Source organism: Tolumonas auensis DSM 9187, assembly GCF_000023065.1.
Classification (GTDB): Bacteria; Pseudomonadota; Gammaproteobacteria; order Enterobacterales; family Aeromonadaceae; genus Tolumonas; species Tolumonas auensis.
In genome coordinates this window covers 1,338,886-1,357,982 of sequence record NC_012691.1, presented here as the reverse complement: position 1 = coordinate 1,357,982, position 19,097 = coordinate 1,338,886, and the positions used below count along the sequence as shown (strand labels likewise).

Annotated in this window: 17 protein-coding genes and 1 tRNA gene; 11 read left to right on the top strand and 7 right to left on the bottom strand. The window is 48.2% G+C overall.

What is annotated here, in order from left to right; all coding sequences use genetic code 11:
- The 4 genes from TOLA_RS06360 (at window position 1) to TOLA_RS06345 (ending at window position 2,694) form a co-directional block, all read left to right on the top strand.
- Window positions 1–738, top strand: a complete 738-nt coding sequence (locus TOLA_RS06360; protein WP_012729460.1) for an outer membrane lipoprotein-sorting protein — start codon at window positions 1–3, stop codon at window positions 736–738.
- On the top strand, window positions 735–2,024 hold the full coding sequence (locus tag TOLA_RS06355; RefSeq protein WP_012729459.1) for a hypothetical protein: 1,290 nt from the start codon (window positions 735–737) through the stop codon (window positions 2,022–2,024). Before TOLA_RS06360 ends, TOLA_RS06355 begins: the two co-directional genes overlap by 4 nt.
- 101 nt (window positions 2,025–2,125) lie before the next feature.
- Window positions 2,126–2,201, top strand: a tRNA-Arg gene (locus TOLA_RS06350).
- A 127-nt stretch (window positions 2,202–2,328) separates the two neighbouring features.
- Window positions 2,329–2,694, top strand: coding sequence for a hypothetical protein (locus TOLA_RS06345; RefSeq protein ID WP_012729458.1), 366 nt, complete (start codon window positions 2,329–2,331; stop codon window positions 2,692–2,694).
- A gap of 67 nt (window positions 2,695–2,761) precedes the next feature.
- On the opposite strand, the gene TOLA_RS06340 is transcribed toward TOLA_RS06345, so the two are convergent.
- Together TOLA_RS06340 and TOLA_RS06335 are read right to left on the bottom strand one after the other, a co-directional pair.
- Window positions 2,762–3,523: an SDR family NAD(P)-dependent oxidoreductase gene (locus tag TOLA_RS06340; RefSeq protein WP_012729457.1), complete on the bottom strand. Its 762-nt coding sequence runs from the start codon at window positions 3,521–3,523 to the stop codon at window positions 2,762–2,764.
- Window positions 3,520–5,208, bottom strand: a complete 1,689-nt coding sequence (locus TOLA_RS06335) for a 6-pyruvoyl-tetrahydropterin synthase-related protein (protein ID WP_171804905.1) — start codon at window positions 5,206–5,208, stop codon at window positions 3,520–3,522. The genes TOLA_RS06340 and TOLA_RS06335 overlap by 4 nt, the downstream gene beginning before the upstream one ends.
- Before the next feature lie 324 nt (window positions 5,209–5,532).
- Between TOLA_RS06335 and TOLA_RS06330 the strand changes: the two genes are divergently transcribed.
- Window positions 5,533–5,865, top strand: coding sequence for a glucose PTS transporter subunit EIIB (locus TOLA_RS06330; RefSeq protein WP_012729455.1), 333 nt, complete (start codon window positions 5,533–5,535; stop codon window positions 5,863–5,865).
- 49 nt (window positions 5,866–5,914) lie between these two features.
- Here the strand turns inward: TOLA_RS06330 and TOLA_RS06325 are convergent, their stop codons facing one another.
- Window positions 5,915–6,841, bottom strand: a complete 927-nt coding sequence (locus TOLA_RS06325) for a LysR family transcriptional regulator (RefSeq protein ID WP_012729454.1) — start codon at window positions 6,839–6,841, stop codon at window positions 5,915–5,917.
- Window positions 6,842–7,020: 179 nt separating this feature from the next.
- Here TOLA_RS06325 and TOLA_RS06320 point away from each other — a divergent pair, with 179 nt between their 5' ends.
- From TOLA_RS06320 to TOLA_RS06295, 6 genes are all read left to right on the top strand, one after another.
- The gene (locus TOLA_RS06320; protein WP_012729453.1) at window positions 7,021–8,289 is read left to right on the top strand and encodes an ABC transporter substrate-binding protein; all 1,269 of its coding nucleotides are present in this window, start codon (window positions 7,021–7,023) and stop codon (window positions 8,287–8,289) included.
- Window positions 8,290–8,360: 71 nt separating this feature from the next.
- A complete protein-coding gene (locus TOLA_RS06315; protein ID WP_012729452.1) occupies window positions 8,361–9,362 on the top strand; it encodes a carbohydrate ABC transporter permease in 1,002 nt (333 codons plus the stop codon).
- Window positions 9,362–10,207 (top strand): carbohydrate ABC transporter permease, encoded by an 846-nt coding sequence (locus TOLA_RS06310; protein WP_012729451.1) that lies wholly within the window; start codon window positions 9,362–9,364, stop codon window positions 10,205–10,207. The genes TOLA_RS06315 and TOLA_RS06310 overlap by 1 nt, the downstream gene beginning before the upstream one ends.
- A gap of 95 nt (window positions 10,208–10,302) precedes the next feature.
- Window positions 10,303–11,418, top strand: a complete 1,116-nt coding sequence (locus tag TOLA_RS06305; protein ID WP_012729450.1) for an ABC transporter ATP-binding protein — start codon at window positions 10,303–10,305, stop codon at window positions 11,416–11,418.
- Between the two features lie 65 nt (window positions 11,419–11,483).
- Window positions 11,484–13,151: a glycoside hydrolase family 13 protein gene (locus TOLA_RS06300; RefSeq protein ID WP_012729449.1), complete on the top strand. Its 1,668-nt coding sequence runs from the start codon at window positions 11,484–11,486 to the stop codon at window positions 13,149–13,151.
- Window positions 13,152–13,176: 25 nt separating this feature from the next.
- Window positions 13,177–14,853, top strand: coding sequence for a glycoside hydrolase family 13 protein (locus TOLA_RS06295; protein WP_012729448.1), 1,677 nt, complete (start codon window positions 13,177–13,179; stop codon window positions 14,851–14,853).
- A 57-nt stretch (window positions 14,854–14,910) separates the two neighbouring features.
- Here the strand turns inward: TOLA_RS06295 and TOLA_RS06290 are convergent, their stop codons facing one another.
- From TOLA_RS06290 to TOLA_RS06275, 4 genes are all read right to left on the bottom strand, one after another.
- Window positions 14,911–15,663 (bottom strand): amino acid ABC transporter ATP-binding protein, encoded by a 753-nt coding sequence (locus TOLA_RS06290; protein ID WP_012729447.1) that lies wholly within the window; start codon window positions 15,661–15,663, stop codon window positions 14,911–14,913.
- A 10-nt stretch (window positions 15,664–15,673) separates the two neighbouring features.
- Window positions 15,674–16,771, bottom strand: a complete 1,098-nt coding sequence (locus tag TOLA_RS06285; protein ID WP_012729446.1) for an amino acid ABC transporter permease — start codon at window positions 16,769–16,771, stop codon at window positions 15,674–15,676.
- A 1-nt stretch (window position 16,772) separates the two neighbouring features.
- Window positions 16,773–17,966 (bottom strand): amino acid ABC transporter permease, encoded by a 1,194-nt coding sequence (locus TOLA_RS06280; protein WP_012729445.1) that lies wholly within the window; start codon window positions 17,964–17,966, stop codon window positions 16,773–16,775.
- Window positions 17,967–18,034: 68 nt separating this feature from the next.
- Entirely contained in the window at window positions 18,035–19,063 is a 1,029-nt protein-coding gene (locus tag TOLA_RS06275) for an amino acid ABC transporter substrate-binding protein (RefSeq protein WP_012729444.1), read from the bottom strand.
- Window positions 19,064–19,097 lie beyond the last annotated feature (34 nt).

Genomic DNA, 19,097 nt, shown 5'->3' with positions numbered 1-19,097 from the left:
ATGCGTTTACTGCATTACATACTGACCGTATGTTTATTCTTGCTGCCAACCGCAGCCATGGCATTGGACGGTAAGGAGATCCTGCAAAAGGTCGATCGAAATCTGGAGCCGGAATCTTATGAGTCATACCGTAAGCTGATCAATATCGAACCTGACGCCAGCCGCAAAGAGTTTGTTATCTACTCGGTTAAAAGCGGCCGCGACAAGATCGTGACGCTGTTTCTCTCCCCGGCCAGTGATAAAGGGCGTACCACATTGCGTCAGGGAGAAAACATGTGGCTGTATATCCCGAATGTCGGCAAACCGATCCGCATCACCAGCCTGCAGTCAGTCACCGGCGGTGTATTCAACAATGCCGACATTATGCGGGTGGACTATACCGAAGAGTACGATGTCGCCACTCTCAGCGAACAGGGCGACACATATCTGTTAACACTGAAAGCCAAAAATACCAGTGTCGCTTATGACCAGCTTAAAATGACTGTCGATAAAGCGTTGCTGTTACCACGGGAAATCGAAGCCTATGCCAGCAGTGGTATGCTGATTAAAACACTGCATTTCAAGGATCTGAAAGATTTCGGTGACGGTGTCAAACGACCGGCGACGATTGAAACAGATAGCCCGCTATATAAAGGTTACCGCTCTGTCATGCTCTATTCCGGACTGAAAAAACGGTCCGTCTCCCCGGAAGTCTTTACGCTGGGCTACATGCCACGCATTGAGGAATTGCGTAAATGAAAGCAGTGATCGCCACACTCCCCGTTCTGCTGGCGATGCTCTCTTCTGGTGTGCTGGCTGAAGATTTTTCTTTCGATGCCAGCGAATATGAGAAGAAAACGTTTGAGTTCAATGGTTACGTTGAGGCCAAACAGGAAGCCTTGCGCCTGCAGCCGGAACGGGCTGCTTATACACTGAACTATCCGGATGAAGCGCCACGCGACTGGTTATATCGCAGCACAGGCACGCTGGATCTGGCCGGAACACTCAATCTGACCAACAGCGTGGCCAATCTTCATGGTCAGGCGTTTTATGCGCAGGATGCCTTCACCAGCAGTCATGAATACGACAAGATCATGGATGGCGGCATTCGCTGGAGCCCATCGTCTGATCTCTCTCTGGATATTGGTAAACGGGTGCAACGCTGGGGTAAAGGCTACGCGTGGAATCCGGTGGGTTTTATTGAGCGCCCAAAAGATCCGTCCGATCCGCAGACAGTGCGTGAAGGCTTCAATATGCTCAGTCTGGACTGGACGAAAACACGGGAAGGTATCATTCGTACTATTACGTTCACGCCCGTGATTATCCCGACCTATGATGAACTGAATCCTGATTTTGGCAGTGAGGAATACCTCAATCCGGCGGCAAAACTCTATCTGCTGGCCTGGGATACGGATATCGATTTGATGTGGCTTGGTGAAGGCGCACGGGCACAAAGTGCCGGACTGGACTTCTCACGGAATCTGAGCACTAATCTGGAAATTCATGGTGAATGGGCGCATCAGTACGGCGTAACCCAAAACTACCTGCTTCCCTCCGGCAATGTTACCCAGGGAACCAAGAACAGTGACAGTTATTTGCTGGGATTACGTTATCTGACCGAACGTGAAATCACCTGGATTATTGAATATTTCCATAATGGTCGCGGCTATAGTTCTTCCGAACTGGATGCCTATTATGAGTTCATTGATACGGCCATCAGCCCTGATGCAGCGACAAGTCTGAGGCAGAAGGCCCGGCAACTGATGCAATCCGGCTACAGTAAAGCGAATCCGGGGGAGAATTACCTGTACCTGCGCGCCAGTGCCAGTGAACCGTTCGACTGGCTTTACACCACACCCGCAGTCACACTGATCAGCCATCTGGACGACGGCAGCTTTCAGGTTACACCGGAAATCAGTTATACCGGATTCTCAAATATTGAGTTACGCGCCCGGGCCATGCTGCTATCCCGGGAACAGAAAACCGAATTTGGAGAGAAGTTATCCCGCCAGCGATTTGAAATTTATGCGCGTTATATTTTCTGAAACAGATACAGCGATATAAATATGGTTATTTACAATCAGACGCATTCGGTCAGGATGCTATTGAAAAATAATTAAAATTTTGTCATATTGCAGACCGTTACGTCCTCATAGCTCAGCAGGATAGAGCATGCGCCTCCTAAGCGTAAGATCCAGGTTCGAGTCCTGGTGGGGACACCATCCGTCACCGTTTTCAAACCAGTCACAGCAATATAATCCCGGATCCGCTCATATAACGGGCGCAATAATTCTGAAAATGATACGCTTGAATTTCAGGATGGCAGGCAATATCTCACCGGAGTCGTAAATGTCAGTATCACATTCAGAGATGAAGGACTGCCTCAGAAAACTGGAATGCAGAACCGTACACCAGGCCGATAAAATTACTGAGTACATGCTGCCGGGTACAAAGTTCGCTTTCTATCTGCACGATGACAAGTCAACCGCACAAATGGTGTTGCCTCCGGCACTCGAAGTATTCCGGGATATGCTGGTCTCGATTCCGGGAACCATCAGTAAATATCAATATTTCCATCATGCCGGCATGAGCCGGTTTCCAAAGAAAACGCATGGTGGTAAAAAAGAAATTCATTATGGTCTGTCATTTGAGTTTGAAAATGACGTCGCAGTAGAAAAGTTTATCCACCAGCTAATCACTATCGTTTCGCAATAACAGCGTTTTGCGCCAAAAATAAGCCCGCACAAATTGAAGGCGGGCTGAAGTCCCTCAGGGAACCGTTTTATAACGCGGTATATCCCCCGTCTACCGTCACCGCTGCACCGGTAACAAAGCTGGCTTCATCAGAAGCAAGGAAAAGCATGGTGTAGGCAACTTCATCCGGATGACCGGCCCGGCCCATCGGATGTTTAGCACTCATCATTTCCAGATAACCTTCGTGCTGATCCATGATCGCTTTGACCAATGGGGTAAGAATTGTGCCGGGATGCACCGAATTAACCCGGATATTATCGGGAGCGTAGGTCACCGCATCCTGCCGGGTCATAAGCGTTACCGCACCTTTCGCCGCATGATACGGACTTAAATCGCCTTTAGAGCCGATCAGACCATAAATTGATGAAACGTTAACGATGCTGCCCTTACCGAGCATTTTCATGTAAGGCAATGCGTGCTTGGTGCAAAAAAATACGCCTTTTACATCCACCGCAAATACGGCATCCCACTCCGCTTCTGTGACTTCATGAGTAGATTTATCGGCGCCGGTAATACCTGCGTTATTGATAAGAATATCAATTTTTCCGAAGGTCTTAGCCACATCAGCAAATACGGCTTCTACATCGGCTTCTTTTGATACATTCAGCGGCCAGAATTTTGCTTTTCCACCAGCAGCTTCAATCTGACGGACGGTTTCCAGACCATCGGCCTCTTTTGTATCAAGAACTGCAACGGCCGCGCCTTCTTTTGCAAACAAAATGGCAGTCGCCTGACCTATGCCGTTTCCGGCCCCTGTAACAATGGCAACTTTGTTTTCCAAACGATTCATGACGTTCTCCTTACAAAGCGGAATATCCCCAAAACAAGCCATACCAGAATTGCGGCGAAGCTTATTGCGATACCTGCACGTTCTTCCGGTAATGGCTGCAGTGTCAGTGTTACTTCGTGCTGACCGGCAGGAACCGGAAATTGGATTAATCCTGTTGCTGATGGTTTTACCTGTAACTGCGTAGCCGGACTATCAATAAATCCTGACCAGCCCGGATAATAAAAGTGATGCAACGTCAGCTGGCTCTCCGTCACCGCATTCACAGCCAAGATTACCGAACGAGGCTGCCATTTTTTAATCTGCCAGCTGGTTTCAGTCTGATCACTTTTTACCTGTGGTATGGCGGCTGCAAAAGCGCCAATTTTACCCAGAGAAAATCGTTCTGCTGGTACCCAGTATGGACGATATTCAAGAGGACTCCGGCTTGTGACTAAATATTTAGTGACATTCTCATGTCCCATGCGGTTAATAAATATCGGTTTAAATCCATAAACAAGTTCACTTCCCAGTAACACGCCCAGCAGCAAAAGCCATATTGCGATTGGCTTCCGGCCATGCAGGAGAAATTGAATGTCTTCGTGCTCCGACACCGCCAGCGCAAAAACAGTGACTGCCGCTAATGTCAGTAGCGTATTAAACCGCCAGGGAAACTGAAGTTTCTGCAGAACAGGGATCCATTCCCAGATAAAGCTGCTGACAGGCATGGTCATTAAAAAGGATAAAAACACAATAACCAGCCAATAGTTGAGTTCTCTGCGGATAGCGAGATGTGTCTGCATCCGGCTGAACAGCCACGCACCGTAGGCTAGTGAACTTAGCAGCACCGTAATAAAGGTCAGATAACGCCAGAGGATGGTACTGTGACCATACCCCGGTCCGGTCAGCAGAAAATTATTGGTATAGTGATACATGCCGGCAAACATATTTTTCATGTTGATATATTCCTGCGTGGTTATCGCAGGAAGCCAGTAAATGGCCGACATACCAAAGGCCAGCACAATGGCTATCAGATGATGAGCAAATACAATCTTTCTTTTTGTTTTATCCGGAATAAATAAAAAATGGCCAACAAATACCGGCATAAAAATAATTAACGTCGGCAGATGCGTTAATATCAATAAAGCCAGACTGAGTGCAAGCCATAATATAGATGATAATTTCCCGTCATTGATTTTTAAACTCAGCAACAGAATTAATGGCATCCAGACAAATGTCCATAATTCAGCAAATGCAAAGCGTATATAAAAATCCACCGCCAGATGATACGGTAATGCCATATAAACAATAGCAAGTATCATAGCAAATTTAGAACTGGTGAATTCCCTTAGCCAGAAATAAGCCGTTATTCCGGAAGCGATTAAAGCCAGTGTCGCTGAAAATATCAATGCTGAAGCGCCGGTAAGATCGCCCGGTAATAACAGCGAAAGCAAACTGGTTATGTAATACGGTAAGGGTGCGTAGAAGAAAAATATCGGGCTGCCAAAACCGGCATTCATCTGCTGCATCCAGCGTGGATAGAGATCTCCCTGCCAGAGTTGTTCAGTGAAATGATGACTGAACATGACATGAAAGAAAAAATCATGTCCCGCCAGATAGACGTTAACAAAAGCCGGGATAGCAAACAGCAACCCTGCACCAGCGATCAAAGCAAGATGAAACTTATATTGCGATCTTTCCTGACTCACCGGCATCACTCAATACCTCTTCGGGCAGATCCATGCCCGTTCTATTCTCGTTACCTGTCACGAACAGGACGTTACAGGCGTTCTCGCCTGTTCTCATATCAAGTTTAGTTGCTTCCGGTAATAAATAACGCATTAATTATTTGTGACGCCAATCACATCACTACTGACATAACTGACTGAATTGGTTATTAATTTGTGTGTTTCATCTTCTATTTTGTGCATGATATAGATTATTTCTATATCAGAGCGGCAAAAAAGCATTTCAGCATTAAATTGATGATCATTAGGATGCAGTAGACTTGGTCAATAACAAGAGGAACCCTCATGGACGCAAAAACAGTAGCGCAGAATATTTTTGACGCGTTAGGTGGTAACGAAAATATTATTTCGCTGGTTTACTGTGCCACACGTTTGCGGTTTGTACTCAGTGATGATTCTATTGTCGATGAGCATAAACTTGCTCAAATCAGTGAAGTCACCGGCACCTTCCGCACTGCTGGTCAGTATCAGATTATTCTGGGGCTGGGGACAGTAAAAGCGGTTCATGACGAACTGCTGCCATTGCTGGAACAATCTCAGCAAAGCACTGAATCTGATTCTCTGAATCCTGTTCAGCGGGCAGTAAAAGCGCTGTCAGGTTTAGTCGGTAAAGATTAATCATGCTGCCGGGAATATTTTATATTCCCGGCCATTTCAAATCAGCGAATTAAAAAATCAAATGCCGGTTTTTTTCCAGACTCTGATGAATTAATTCCAGCACATTCTGAATGTGCGGATCATCCTGTCTTTCTCTGATCAGGTAAATACCAATCGTTCCTTTGGTATAGTCCTCCGTCAGCGTCAGGCTGACCAGCTTAAATGACTTAAAATAAGGTTCCATCGAGCCGGGAAACGGCAAAAGCCCGTTTGAGCTACAGGCCATATCAACACAGGTTACGATTGAGTTACTGCTATACAGGATCTTTTCAGTAAGATGCAATTGTGTCCGCTCCAGTTTTTTCGGCTGGAGATCTTCCACCACATGCGCATGACGCACCTCATCCGGCGTGATTTCAATCGTCGGATAATCCTGCAGATCATCCTTGCTGCATGTCTTCATGGTCAGCGGATGCCCTTCCCGGACAAATACTTTATCTCGGGAAATAAACAGCGGCATAAATAACACCCCTGCCCGTTTATTAAGCCCCGGAATTTCATGACCAATAAACAGATCAATATCACCGCTCAGCAACAGATCCATCTGCCGCAGGTGATTACCAATATCGATATGAATATTGGCTGCCGGATGAAGGTGGCGATAGGTATCAATCATGTCCCGCAGAAAGAGATACCACCACGCATGTCCTGAACCGATTTTCAGCTCCCGCTCGTGACGCTCTTTCAGCATTTCCATTTTAGTCAGCGTGTTGTCATAGATACGCTGCATGATCCGGGTCTGCTCGAGTAATACTTCGCCATATTCCGTGAGTTTCATGCCATTCGATGTGCGGATAAACAGCTGAACATCCAGCGATTCTTCCAGCTTCTTCATGTTATGTGTCAGTGTCGGCTGACTGAGGCAAAGCTTTTTCGCTGCATGACTCACATTTTGCAAAGTAGCTACTTCAAGGAATTGCTGCAAAATCTTATCCATGATCACTCTCTGGCATCCTGATATAGATTAATTCTATATCACACAGCAAATAAAGCATTTCTTTTTCCTACTCAAGCTCTCTAACATCGCAACCGTTCATGCATCACAACGTTTGGCTGGCTATGCTTTATGGATGATTTCCCGGCCAAACTAACTAATAAAGATGACGAGAGGTTACTATGAAAAAACACACCCTGGGTCTTATCGCTACGTTGGTCGCTGGCGCACTGAATACCGCACATGCCGATACGCTGAAAATGGAATGTGCCAGCACCAGTACCGGTAAATCCTATTGTGATTACATCAAAGCCCGCTTTGAAAAAGAAACACCGCATAAACTGGAATTTGTGCAGTTACCTCCGGCATCTGATGAAAAACTGGGCCTGTTCCAGCAAATTTTCGCCGCCAAAGACAGCAAAGCAGTCGATGTGTTCCAGGCTGATACCGTATGGCTGGGTGTGTTAGACAAGCATCTGCTGGATCTGACTGATCATGTGAAAGACCTGCAACCTCAATTCTTCCAGTCCGCCTGGAACAACGACGTAGTAAACGGCAAGGTCAAGGCAATTCCGGCATTCCTGGATGCGGGTGCCATGTACTACCGTAAAGATCTGCTGGAAAAATACGGTGAACAACCACCAAAAACGTGGGAAGAGCTGGCCCGTATTGCAGCCAAAATCCAGAAAGGTGAACGTGAAGCCGGCAAGAAAAATTTCTGGGGTTTTGTGTTCCAGGGTAAAGCGTATGAAGGCATGACCTGTGATGCGCTGGAATGGATTGCCTCTTACAACGGCGGCACCTTCGTTGATAAAGACGGCAAAATTACCGTAAACAATCCTCAGGCAGCCAAAGCACTGAATACCGCAGCGAGCTGGATCGGCACCATTTCTCCGAAAGGTGTGCTGGGCTATATGGAAGAAGAATCCCGCGCAGTATTCCAGAACGGCGATGCGGCTTTCATGCGTAACTGGCCATATGCTTATGTCCTGGCACAGGATCCAACCAGCCCGGTTAAAGACAAGGTTGGCGTCATCCCGGTACCGAAAGGCGGTGAAGACGGCCAGCACGCTGCCACTCTGGGTGGCTGGCAGTGGGCAGTCAGTGCTTACAGCGAAAGTCCTGAAGCAGCCGTTCAGCTGATCCGTATTCTGACCGATGCCGAATCCCAGAAAATGCAGTTCAAAACTGTGGGTGTTGCCCCTTCCCGTCTGGATGTGTATGAAGATCCGGAAGTAATTGCATCCGCGCCATATCTGGCCGAATTCAAAGAAGTCTTCGCCACTGCAGTTCCTCGTCCTGCAGTTGAAACCAAGTCTCAGTTCCCGAAAGTATCTAAAGCTGTTTTCAACGCGGCCTATGACGTGTTGAGTGGCCGGGCAACCGGTGAGAAAGCAGTGGCCGATCTGGAAGCGAAACTGAAACGCATCAAAGGTAGAGAGTGGAAGTAAGCATGATGGTGCTGTCCGGATCATCGGGCAGCACCGCTGTTCAGCTGTCTTACCACAAGGAGTAAACGTTGATGAATCACCATTCTGAGTCATTGCCTTCAAAAGGAAGTACTACGAAGGCAAATCCGCAAAATGAAGCTATTTCCCATACCAAGAAACGCAGTCTGCAACAACGTCGCAGCCGTGCCGCGTGGGTGTTAGTGGCGCCAGCGCTGATCCTGCTGGCATCGGTGGCCGGCTGGCCGTTACTGCGTACCCTGTTCTACAGTTTCACCGATGCCGCACTGGATACCCCCGATGAATATAATCTGATTGGATTTGATAACTATTTATCCTGGGTGGACGGGGAAAGTTTTGGTGTGCTGGCCGATCCACTGTGGTGGCAGGCAGTCATGAATACCCTCTGGTTTACCGGTATTTCTGTTTCTTTTGAATTGTTTTTCGGCATGTTACTGGCACTGCTGATGAACCAGAAATTCCGCGGACAGGGGCTGGTCCGTGCCGCCATTCTGGTGCCATGGGCAATTCCGACTATCGTTACGGCAAAGATGTGGGGCTGGATGTTCCACGATCAATACGGTGTCATCAACGATCTGCTGACCCGCGTTGGCCTTATCCATGAACCGCTGGCATGGATTGCCGAACCGACGCTCTCTATGTGGGCAGTGGTATTCGCGGATGTATGGAAAACCGTGCCGTTCATGGCGCTGATGCTGCTGGCAGCGTTACAGATGATCCCTTCGGATCTCTATGAAGCCGGACGCGTTGATGGTGCCACCGCATGGCAACGTTTCACCCGCATTACCCTCCCGTTAATCATGCCGGCCATGGTTGTTGCGCTGATTTTCCGTGTGATGGATGCATTGCGCGTGTTCGATCTGATTTATGTGCTCACCTCTAACAGTGAAGCCACTATCTCAATTTCCGGCTATGCCCGTGAACAAATGGTCTCTTATCAGGAAATGGGTTCCGGCTCCGCCGCCTCGGTTCTGGTATTCATGATGGTTGCCGGTATTGCCGCCTGCTTCCTCTACATCGGCCGTATGAATGACGAAGGCAAGGAGAATAAATAATGAAGTTAACTCGCCGCCAACGCCATATTACTCACCAGACGTTGATTTATGCTGCTGCAGCGCTGGTCAGTGTTATCTGTGTGTTCCCGTTCTATAACGCCATCCTGACTTCGCTGCGTACCGGACAGGAACTGTTCCTGACCAACTATCTGCCAACATCGTTCCACTGGGAGAACTATGTTAATGCGCTGATGGTCAATGGTATTGCCCGCAGTCTGCTGAACTCGTTCATCGTCGCTACCGTTACGGTCGGGATCTGCCTGCTGGTCTCCATTACAGCGGCATTCGCTCTGGCCCGTATCAAGTTCAGAGGCCGTAAATACATTCTGTTCACCATCCTGTGTGTCTCCATGTTCCCTCAGGTGGCTGTGCTGTCAGGCATGTTTGAACTGGTGCGCTTCCTCGGTCTGTACGATTCACTGGGTGCGCTAATCCTCTCTTACACCACCTTCTCACTGCCTTTCACGGTATGGGTGCTGACAACGTTCATGAAATCGCTGCCTGTCGAACTGGAAGAAGCCGCCATCGTGGATGGTGCCAGTCTGTGGGTCATCATCAGTCGCATCTTCGCACCCATCATGGGGCCATCGCTGGTAACAACAGGTCTGCTGGCGTTCATCGGTGCCTGGAACGAGTTCATGTTTGCCCTGACATTTATTATCTCTAACGAACAACGCACCGTGCCGGTTGCTATCGGGATGTTGCAGGGCGCCTCTCAGTTTGAACTGCCTTGGGGCAACATCATGGCGGCCTCTGTCGTGGTAACGCTGCCGATTATTGTGCTGGTGCTGATATTCCAGAAACGCATTGTCAGCGGTCTGACCAGCGGTGCGGTGAAAGGTTAATTCCCGGCATCGCCCGAATATCTGAACGAACTTTTGTGATTAGTTAAGGCGCGCTTAGTCCTGAACAGAGCGCCCACAGAACAGGATGTATAGTCATGTCGAATTTGAGATTAGAGAAATTAAACAAACGTTACAGCGAACACGCTCAGGTTATCAAATCACTGGATCTGCAGGTCAACAGCGGTGAGTTCATCGTGATCGTTGGCCCGTCCGGCTGCGGTAAATCCACTTTGCTGCGCATGATTGCCGGTCTGGAAGATATTTCCGCTGGCAGCATGTTTATCGATGATACCTATGTCAACGACGATACCCCTTCTGAACGCGGCATCGGCATGGTGTTCCAGTCGTATGCACTTTATCCGCATATGAGCGTTTATCAGAACATGGCGTTTGGTCTGGAGCTGGCCGGCAAATCCAAAGAAGAGATCGACGCCAAGGTACAAAACAGCGCGCGCATTCTGCAACTGGAACCATTGCTGCAGCGTCGCCCGAAAGATCTGTCCGGTGGCCAGCGTCAGCGTGTAGCCATCGGCCGTGCGATTGCCCGTGAACCGAAACTGTTCCTGTTCGACGAGCCACTGTCCAACCTGGATGCCGCCTTGCGCGTACAGATGCGTATGGAAATTGCCAACCTGCATAAACGTCTGGGCTCCACCATCATCTATGTCACCCATGATCAGGTGGAAGCGATGACACTGGCGGATCGCATCGTGGTACTGAATAAAGGCAACATTGAACAGGTCGGCACCCCGCTGGAGCTGTACGACCACCCAGCCAATGAGTTCGTGGCGCAGTTTATCGGCTCACCAAAAATGAACCTGATCCCGGCCAGCCTGGTACAAGCGGGTGAAAAAGAGAGTGTAGTCCGACTGGATAACGGCAAACAACTGGTTCTGCCAATCAGCACCCCACGTAATGCCGAAGGTCAAAGCGTAAACCTGGGTATTCGCCCGGAACATATCCTGTGGGGCAATATCGAACAGTCTCAATATCAGGCCAACGTCATGTTCGTTGAGCACATGGGTAACGAAACTTACCTCTATCTCGACAACGGTAACGCCAGCGAACCATGGGTTGTCCGTAACGCTGAACGTTCACCGATTTCTGCAGGTCAGACTGTCGGTGTGCAGTTACCGGTAGAGCATTGCTACCTGTTTGACGGTGACGGCAACGCCTTCACCCGCCTGGTTCAGGCGCAGAACAAACACTAATTACATCTCGGCGGTCGTTCAGGCCGCCGGTCACTGGTTTCCATTACGAAATTAACAGGCCGTGCATGATGGACAATAAAGTATTAAGCAAAAAATGGTGGCACAACGCCGTGGTGTATCAAATTTACCCACGCAGCTTCTGCGATGCGAATAACGATGGTATGGGTGATCTGGCCGGTATCATCAGCAAACTCGATTATCTGCAGCAGCTCGGTATCAATATCATCTGGTTATCTCCGGTCTATAAATCACCGATGGATGATAACGGCTATGACATCTCCGATTATCAGGATATCGCCGCCGAATTCGGCACGCTGGCAGAGATGGAAAACCTGATCGCGGAAGCCAAAAAACGCGATATTCAGATCGTGATGGATCTGGTGGTTAACCATACTTCCGATGAACACCCGTGGTTTATCGAAGCGAAGAAATCCAAAGATAACCCCTACCGTGATTATTACATCTGGCGCCAACCACAGGCGGATGGCTCCGTACCAAACGATTTTCACTCCTACTTCGGTGGCAGCGGCTGGGAATTTGATGCCACTACCGGGGAATACTATTTCCACCAGTTCTCCAAACGTCAGCCGGATCTGAACTGGGAAAATCCGAAAGTGCAGGAAGAAGTGCACAAGATGATGAACTGGTGGCTGGATAAAGGCATCGGCGGCTTCCGCATGGACGTTATCGATCTGATCGGCAAAGAAGTCGACAAGAAGATCATGACGAACGGTGCAAAACTGCATCCGCTATTGCAGGAAATGAACAAGGCTACCTTCGGCGATCGCGATGTACTGACTGTAGGTGAAGCCTGGAGCGCCACACCGGAAATCGCCAAGCTGTATTCTGATCCGGCGCGTAACGAACTGTCGATGGTATTCCAGTTTGAACATATCACCATCGGCTGGCATCCGCAGAATGGCAAATGGGAGCCGCAAGCCTTTGATCTGATCAAGCTGAAAAAGGTCTTCACCAAATGGCAAACCGAGCTGGCTGACAGTGGCTGGAACTCGCTGTTCTGGGATAACCACGATCTGCCGCGCGCGGTTTCCAAATATGGTGATACCGGTGAATTCCGTGTTGCATCCGCCAAAATGCTGGCGACTGCCCTGCACTTCCTCAAAGGCACGCCTTATGTCTATCAGGGCGAAGAGATCGGCATGACCAACGTACGTTTCGATTCCATCGATGATTATCAGGATATCGAATCACTGAATCTCTATTACGAACGTACCGCCGCCGGCGTGCCACATGAAAAAATGATGGAAGGGATCTACGAGAACGGCCGTGATAATGCCCGCACGCCGATGCAATGGAACAACGATATCAATGCCGGTTTCAGCACCGCAAAACCATGGCTGAAGGTGAACCCTAATTACACCGAAATCAATGTGCAAGCAGCATTGAATGAACCAGATTCAGTTTTCTTCCACTATCAGAAACTGATCAAACTGCGTAAAGAACAGCCGATCATGACCTACGGGCAATATATCCCGTTGCTGGAAGATCATCCTGATGTCTTTGCTTACTTACGTGCTCAGGATGATGCGCGGGTCATCGTAATCAATAACTTCAGCAAGAAGAAAGTAACGGTGTCACTGCCCGCTGAAGTTCAGAACATCCAAGGCCAATGCCTGATCAGCAACTATCAGCCACACCACAGTCTGGCTGATGAAATCATCCTACAACCCTATGAATCTTTTGCTGTTGCCTATAAGCAACCAGTGGCATGAATTCGGCAATTAAAGGATTAATGTTATGAGCAAACAAGTTACTCAACGCTGGTGGAAAGAAGCTGTCGCTTATCAGATTTATCCGCGCAGCTTTATGGATTCCAACGGTGATGGCATCGGCGATCTGAATGGGATCACCAGTAAGCTGGATTATCTGAAAAATCTGGGCATTGATGTCATCTGGATTTGTCCGATGTACAAATCACCAAACGATGATAACGGTTACGACATCAGTGATTATCAGGACATCATGGATGAATTCGGCACCATGGCCGATTTCGACCGTCTGCTGAGCGAAGTGCATAGCCGTGGTATGCGCCTGATCCTCGATCTGGTGGTGAATCACACCAGTGATGATCACCCCTGGTTTTTGGAGTCCCGTTCTTCCATCGATAATCCAAAACGTGACTGGTATATCTGGCGTGATGGTAAGAATGGTAAAGAGCCGAACAACTGGGAAAGTATCTTCAAAGGATCGGCCTGGAAGAAAGATGAACAGACCGATCAATACTTTATGCATCTGTTCTCCAGCCGCCAGCCGGATCTGAACTGGGACAACATGGATGTGCGTAAAGCCGTGTATGACATGATGCACTGGTGGCTGAATAAAGGCATTGATGGCTTCCGTATTGATGCCATCAGCCATATGAAAAAAGAGGACGGCCTGACCGATATGCCCAACCCGGATGGTCTGGAATATGTGCCCTCTTTTGACAAGCATCTGAATGCCGACGGGGTGCTCGATTATCTCGACGATATGTGCAAAAACACCTTCGCGCATTACGACATCATGACCGTGGGTGAAGCCAATGGTGTATCGGCGCCCCAGTCAGATGAATGGGTTGCTGAACGCCACAACCGCTTGAATATGATTTTCCAGTTTGAACATGTGAAGCTATGGGAAGGTGATCCGACCAGCCCGCTTAACCTCTGCGAACTGAAGAAAATCTTCACCCGCTGGCAGCAGGAGCTTCACGGCAAAGGCTGGAATGCACTGTATGTCGAAAACCACGACATCCCGCGTGTTATCTCTAAATGGGGTAATACGGATCGCTACTGGCGTGAAAGTGCCACCGCGATCGCTGCGATGTATTTCCTGATGCAAGGGACCCCTTATATCTATCAGGGTCAGGAAATCGGTATGACCAACACCAAATTCTCATCGATTGAGGATTTTGATGATGTCTGGTCAATAAACCGTTATCACAGCATGAAAAAAGACGGCATGACCGACGAAGCGATTCTGGGCTGGTTGTCGCTGACTTCCCGTGACAATGCGCGTACCCCGATGCAATGGGATGCCACGGCAAACGCCGGTTTCAGTGCTGCAAAACCATGGCTGAAAGTAAACCCGAACTACACCACCATTAACGTGCAGCAACAGGAAGTACAGCCGGACTCCGTGCTGAACTTCTATCGCCAGATGATACGTCTGCGTAAAGCAGAGTCGGTACTGGTCTATGGCAGTTATGAATTGCTGATGGCAGATGATCAGCAGATCTATGCCTATACCCGCACGCTGGACACACAGAAAGTCGTCATCATCTGCAACATGAGCGATCACGATGCGATGTACCATCATGAAGACTTTAAACTCTATCATGACCATCTGTGGCTGAATAACTGCGCGGTATTGCCCCACTCCGCCACCAGCCAGCTGTTGTTACAGCCTTATGAAGTGCGGGTCTATCGAGTGAGTTGATCGCGCCCGTAAAAAAGCCGCTCAATTTGAGCGGCTTTTTCATTTAATACAAAAAAATCAGTGCTGCAGGATCTGACTCAGGAACAAACGGCCACGTTCCGACTGCGGATTATTAAAGAACTCTTCCGGCGTATTTTCTTCAACAATCTGACCTTTATCCATAAAGATCACGCGATCAGCCACTTTGCGCGCAAAACCCATTTCGTGGGTAACACACAACATGGTCATCCCTTCTTTTGCCAGTTCGATCATTACATCCAGCACTTCACTGACCATTTCAGGGTCCAGTGCCGAAGTGGGTTCGTCGAACAGCATGATTTCCGGGTTCATACACAGACTGCGGGCAATCGCCACACGCTGCTGCTGACCACCGGAAAGCTGACCTGGATATTTCAGCGCCTGATCAGGAATATGCACACGTTCCAGATATTTCATCGCGGCTGCTTCGGCTTCTTTACGCGGGATCTTACGAACCCACATTGGTGCCAGACAGCAGTTCTCTAAAACAGTCAGATGCGGGAACAGGTTAAAGTGCTGGAACACCATACCGACTTCACGACGCACACTTTCAATGTTTTTCAGATCATTCGTTAACGGCGTGCCTTTAACAATGATGTCACCTTGCTGGTGTTCTTCCAGACGGTTGATGCAACGGATCATCGTTGATTTGCCTGACCCTGACGGGCCGCACACAACGATTTTTTCCCCTTTCTTAACACGCAGACAAACGTTTTTGAGAACATGGAACTCGCCGTACCATTTATTCACATCATTCATTTCAACTACGATTTCATTTTTGTCGATGCTCATCAACATGTCCTCAGCGCTTATGACCTGTATGCAGCAAGTTCTCTAAATACATAGAGTAACGAGACATACCAAAACAGAAAACCCAGAATACTAAAGCAACAAACGTATACGCTTCAGTAGAAAAACCTAACCATGCCGGGTCGGAAAGACCAGCTTTTGCCACTGCAAGCAGATCGAAAAGACCGATAATTGTAACCAGACTGGTATCTTTAAATAACTCAATAAACGTATTAACCAATGAAGGGATCGTGAGTTTTAATGCCTGCGGCATAATAATCAAGCCCATCGATTTCCAGTAGTTCAGCCCTAACGCTTTCGCCGCTTCATACTGCCCTTTCGGAATCGCCTGCAGACCACCACGGATAACTTCCGCGACATATGCCGATTCAAACAAAATGATGCCAATCATAGCACGCAACAATTTATCCATACTCACTTCGCCGGATAAAAAGAGCGGTAACATTACTGATGCCATGAAAAGTACGGTGATCAGCGGTACGGCACGCCAGAACTCAATAAAGACGATGCTCAGAGACCGGATGATTGGCATTTCTGAACGGCGCCCTAATGCCAGCAGAATACCGATAGGCAGCGCAGCCACTGTGCCAATGATACCCAGCAACAGGGTCAGCATCAGACCGCCCCATTTATGGGTTTCTACGACATCAAGCCCAAATACTCCACCATAAAGCAGGAAGAACACCACAAATGGATAAACGACAAAGAAAATGCCAGTCAGAATCGATTTGTGCGGTGTTTTCGGATAAAGCAGTGCGGCAACCTGAAGTGCGGTCAGTGCATATATCCAATTCACACGCCAGTGTTCACTTTCCGGATAGAAACCGTAGATAAACAGATTCAGACGATTAGTAATAAAGACCCAGCATGCGCCGCCAGACACACATTGGCTCCGGTTATCACCAACCCAGTCGGATTTCAGGAAAGCCCACTGAATCAGGCTCCACAGTTGCGGTACTAAAAAATAGAGTAACGCTAACGTGATGATGCTGTTGACCCAGTTTGAGAACAGATTTTTATGCATCCATCCGACAAAACTGGTTTGACTGGCTGGTGCCGGTAAAGTGGGTTGTTCGCGGTATACAACCATATTAACGCTCCACTAACGCTTTTTTCGCGTTATAAATATTCATTAACACAGAGGTGATTAAGCTGATTGTCAGATAGACCGCCATTGTCATGGCAATAATTTCAACCGCCTGACCGGTTTGGTTCAGCGTACTGCCCATGAAGACAGACACCAGATCCGGATAACCCACCGCTGTAGCGAGTGAAGAGTTTTTAACCAGGTTCAGATACTGGCTGGTCAATGGCGGAATGATGACCCGCATTGCCTGAGGGATGATAATGAAACGTAATGTCAGACCATTCTTCAGGCCCAACGCATCTGCCGCTTCAACCTGACCTTTTGATACAGCCATGATCCCTGAACGGACGATTTCAGCAATGGATGCTGCAGTAAAAATCGTCAACGCCACAACCATGGAAAACAATTCCGGGATAACCGTTAAACCACCACGGAAGTTAAAGCCTTTCAGCGCAGGCAGTTCCCAATGCATTGGCATACCGGCGATTAAAAAGACGACCAGCGGTAATCCGAAGAGTAACCCCAGGCTGCTGAAGAACACCGGGAAGGGCTGGCCAGTCAGATTCTGACGATTTTTAGCCCACTTTTTAAGAAATACGCAGGCCACAATCGCAAGAATAAAAGCAACAGTAACAGCAGTAAAACCGCTTTCAGTCACCGGTGCCGGAACATATAAACCACGTACGTTCAGGAAGAACGCATCCAGCAAATTGATACTGTCACGAGGTCCGGGCAATGCACGCAGAACACAGAAGTACCAGAAGAAGATCTGCAGCAATAATGGAATATTGCGGAACGTCTCAATGTAAACAGCGGCAGCACGGCTGAGTAACCAGTTATTTGATAAACGCGCGATACCAATCAGGAAACCGAATACAGTGGCAAAAATAATACCGATTCCGGAAACCAGCAGCGTATTCAATAAACCAATGATAAATGCCCGGCCATAGGTGTCATTTTCTGAATAGGAAATGAGCGACTGAGCAATACCAAAGCTGGCCCGGTTATCCAGAAATGAAAAGCCGGTAGCGATACCACGGGATTCCATGTTGTGCAGGGCGTTGCTGATAAAATAGAACAACATCCATGCCACACACGCAACAGCAATCGACTGAAATATGATCCCGCGTACTTTAGGATCATAAATCCAGCGGGTGGCTGGTGCATTTTTGCAATTATTTGAGTTTTCAGCGGGCATGCTAAATTTAACTCCAGTAGAACGCTTAACTTAAAAGGGCGGGGAAATCCCGCCCAATACTGATGCAATTAACGTACAGGTGGCGCGTACAGGAAGCCGCCTTTGTTCCACAGATTGTTCTCAGTACGAACAATTTTCAGTGGTGAATCTTTACCCACGTTACGATCGAAAACTTCAGCGTAATTACCGACTTGTTTCACGATCTGATAGCCCCAGTCTTTCACTGCACCCAGAGTAGTTCCATCCGGCGCGTCATAACCCAGCATACGTTTAACATCAGGGCTGCCGGATTTAGCCATTTCGTCAACGTTTTTGCTGCTTACACCCAGCTCTTCTGCGTTAATCATGGCAAACACGGTCCATTTAACCAGCAGTTCCCATGATTCATCACCCTGACGAACCATTGGGCCTAAAGGCTCTTTAGAGATGATTTCCGGCAATACAGCAACATCATCTGGCTTAGCCAGTTTCACGCGTACAGCAAACAACTGTGATTTGTCAGAAGTCAGCACGTCACAACGACCGGATTCAAAACCTTTTACAGTCTGATCAGAGTTATCGAACACAACCGGCGTGTATTTCATTTTGTTGGCATTGAAGTAGTCAGCCATGTTCATCTCAGTAGTCGTGCCACCTTCGGTACAGATAGTCGCGCCATCTAATTCTTTCGCGCTCTTCACACCCAGAGATTTGTTAACCATGAAACCCTGACCATCATAATAAGTAGTCGCAGTTGATTTCAGGCCCAGAGTGGCATCACGGGTCATTGTCCATGTAGTGTTGCGGGACAGGATGTCAACCTCACCTGATTGCAGTGCAGTAAAACGTTCTTTACCACCCAGCGGGATATATTTCACTTTGCTTGCATCGGCAAAAACAGCAGCAGCGACAGCGCGGCATACGTCAACGTCCATACCTTCCCATGCGCCTTTCGCGTTCGGGCTGGAAAAACCAGGTAAGCCATCATTCACGCCACATTGTACATAGCCTTTCTTCTTAACATTCGCCAGAGTGTCACCTGATGCTGCCTGAGCATTTCCGGCAACCAATAAAGCAACTGCAGATGCAACGCCTGTTAAATATTTTAGTTTTGACATATTTCTTCCCTGCGAGGTTGAGTAAACACATTAT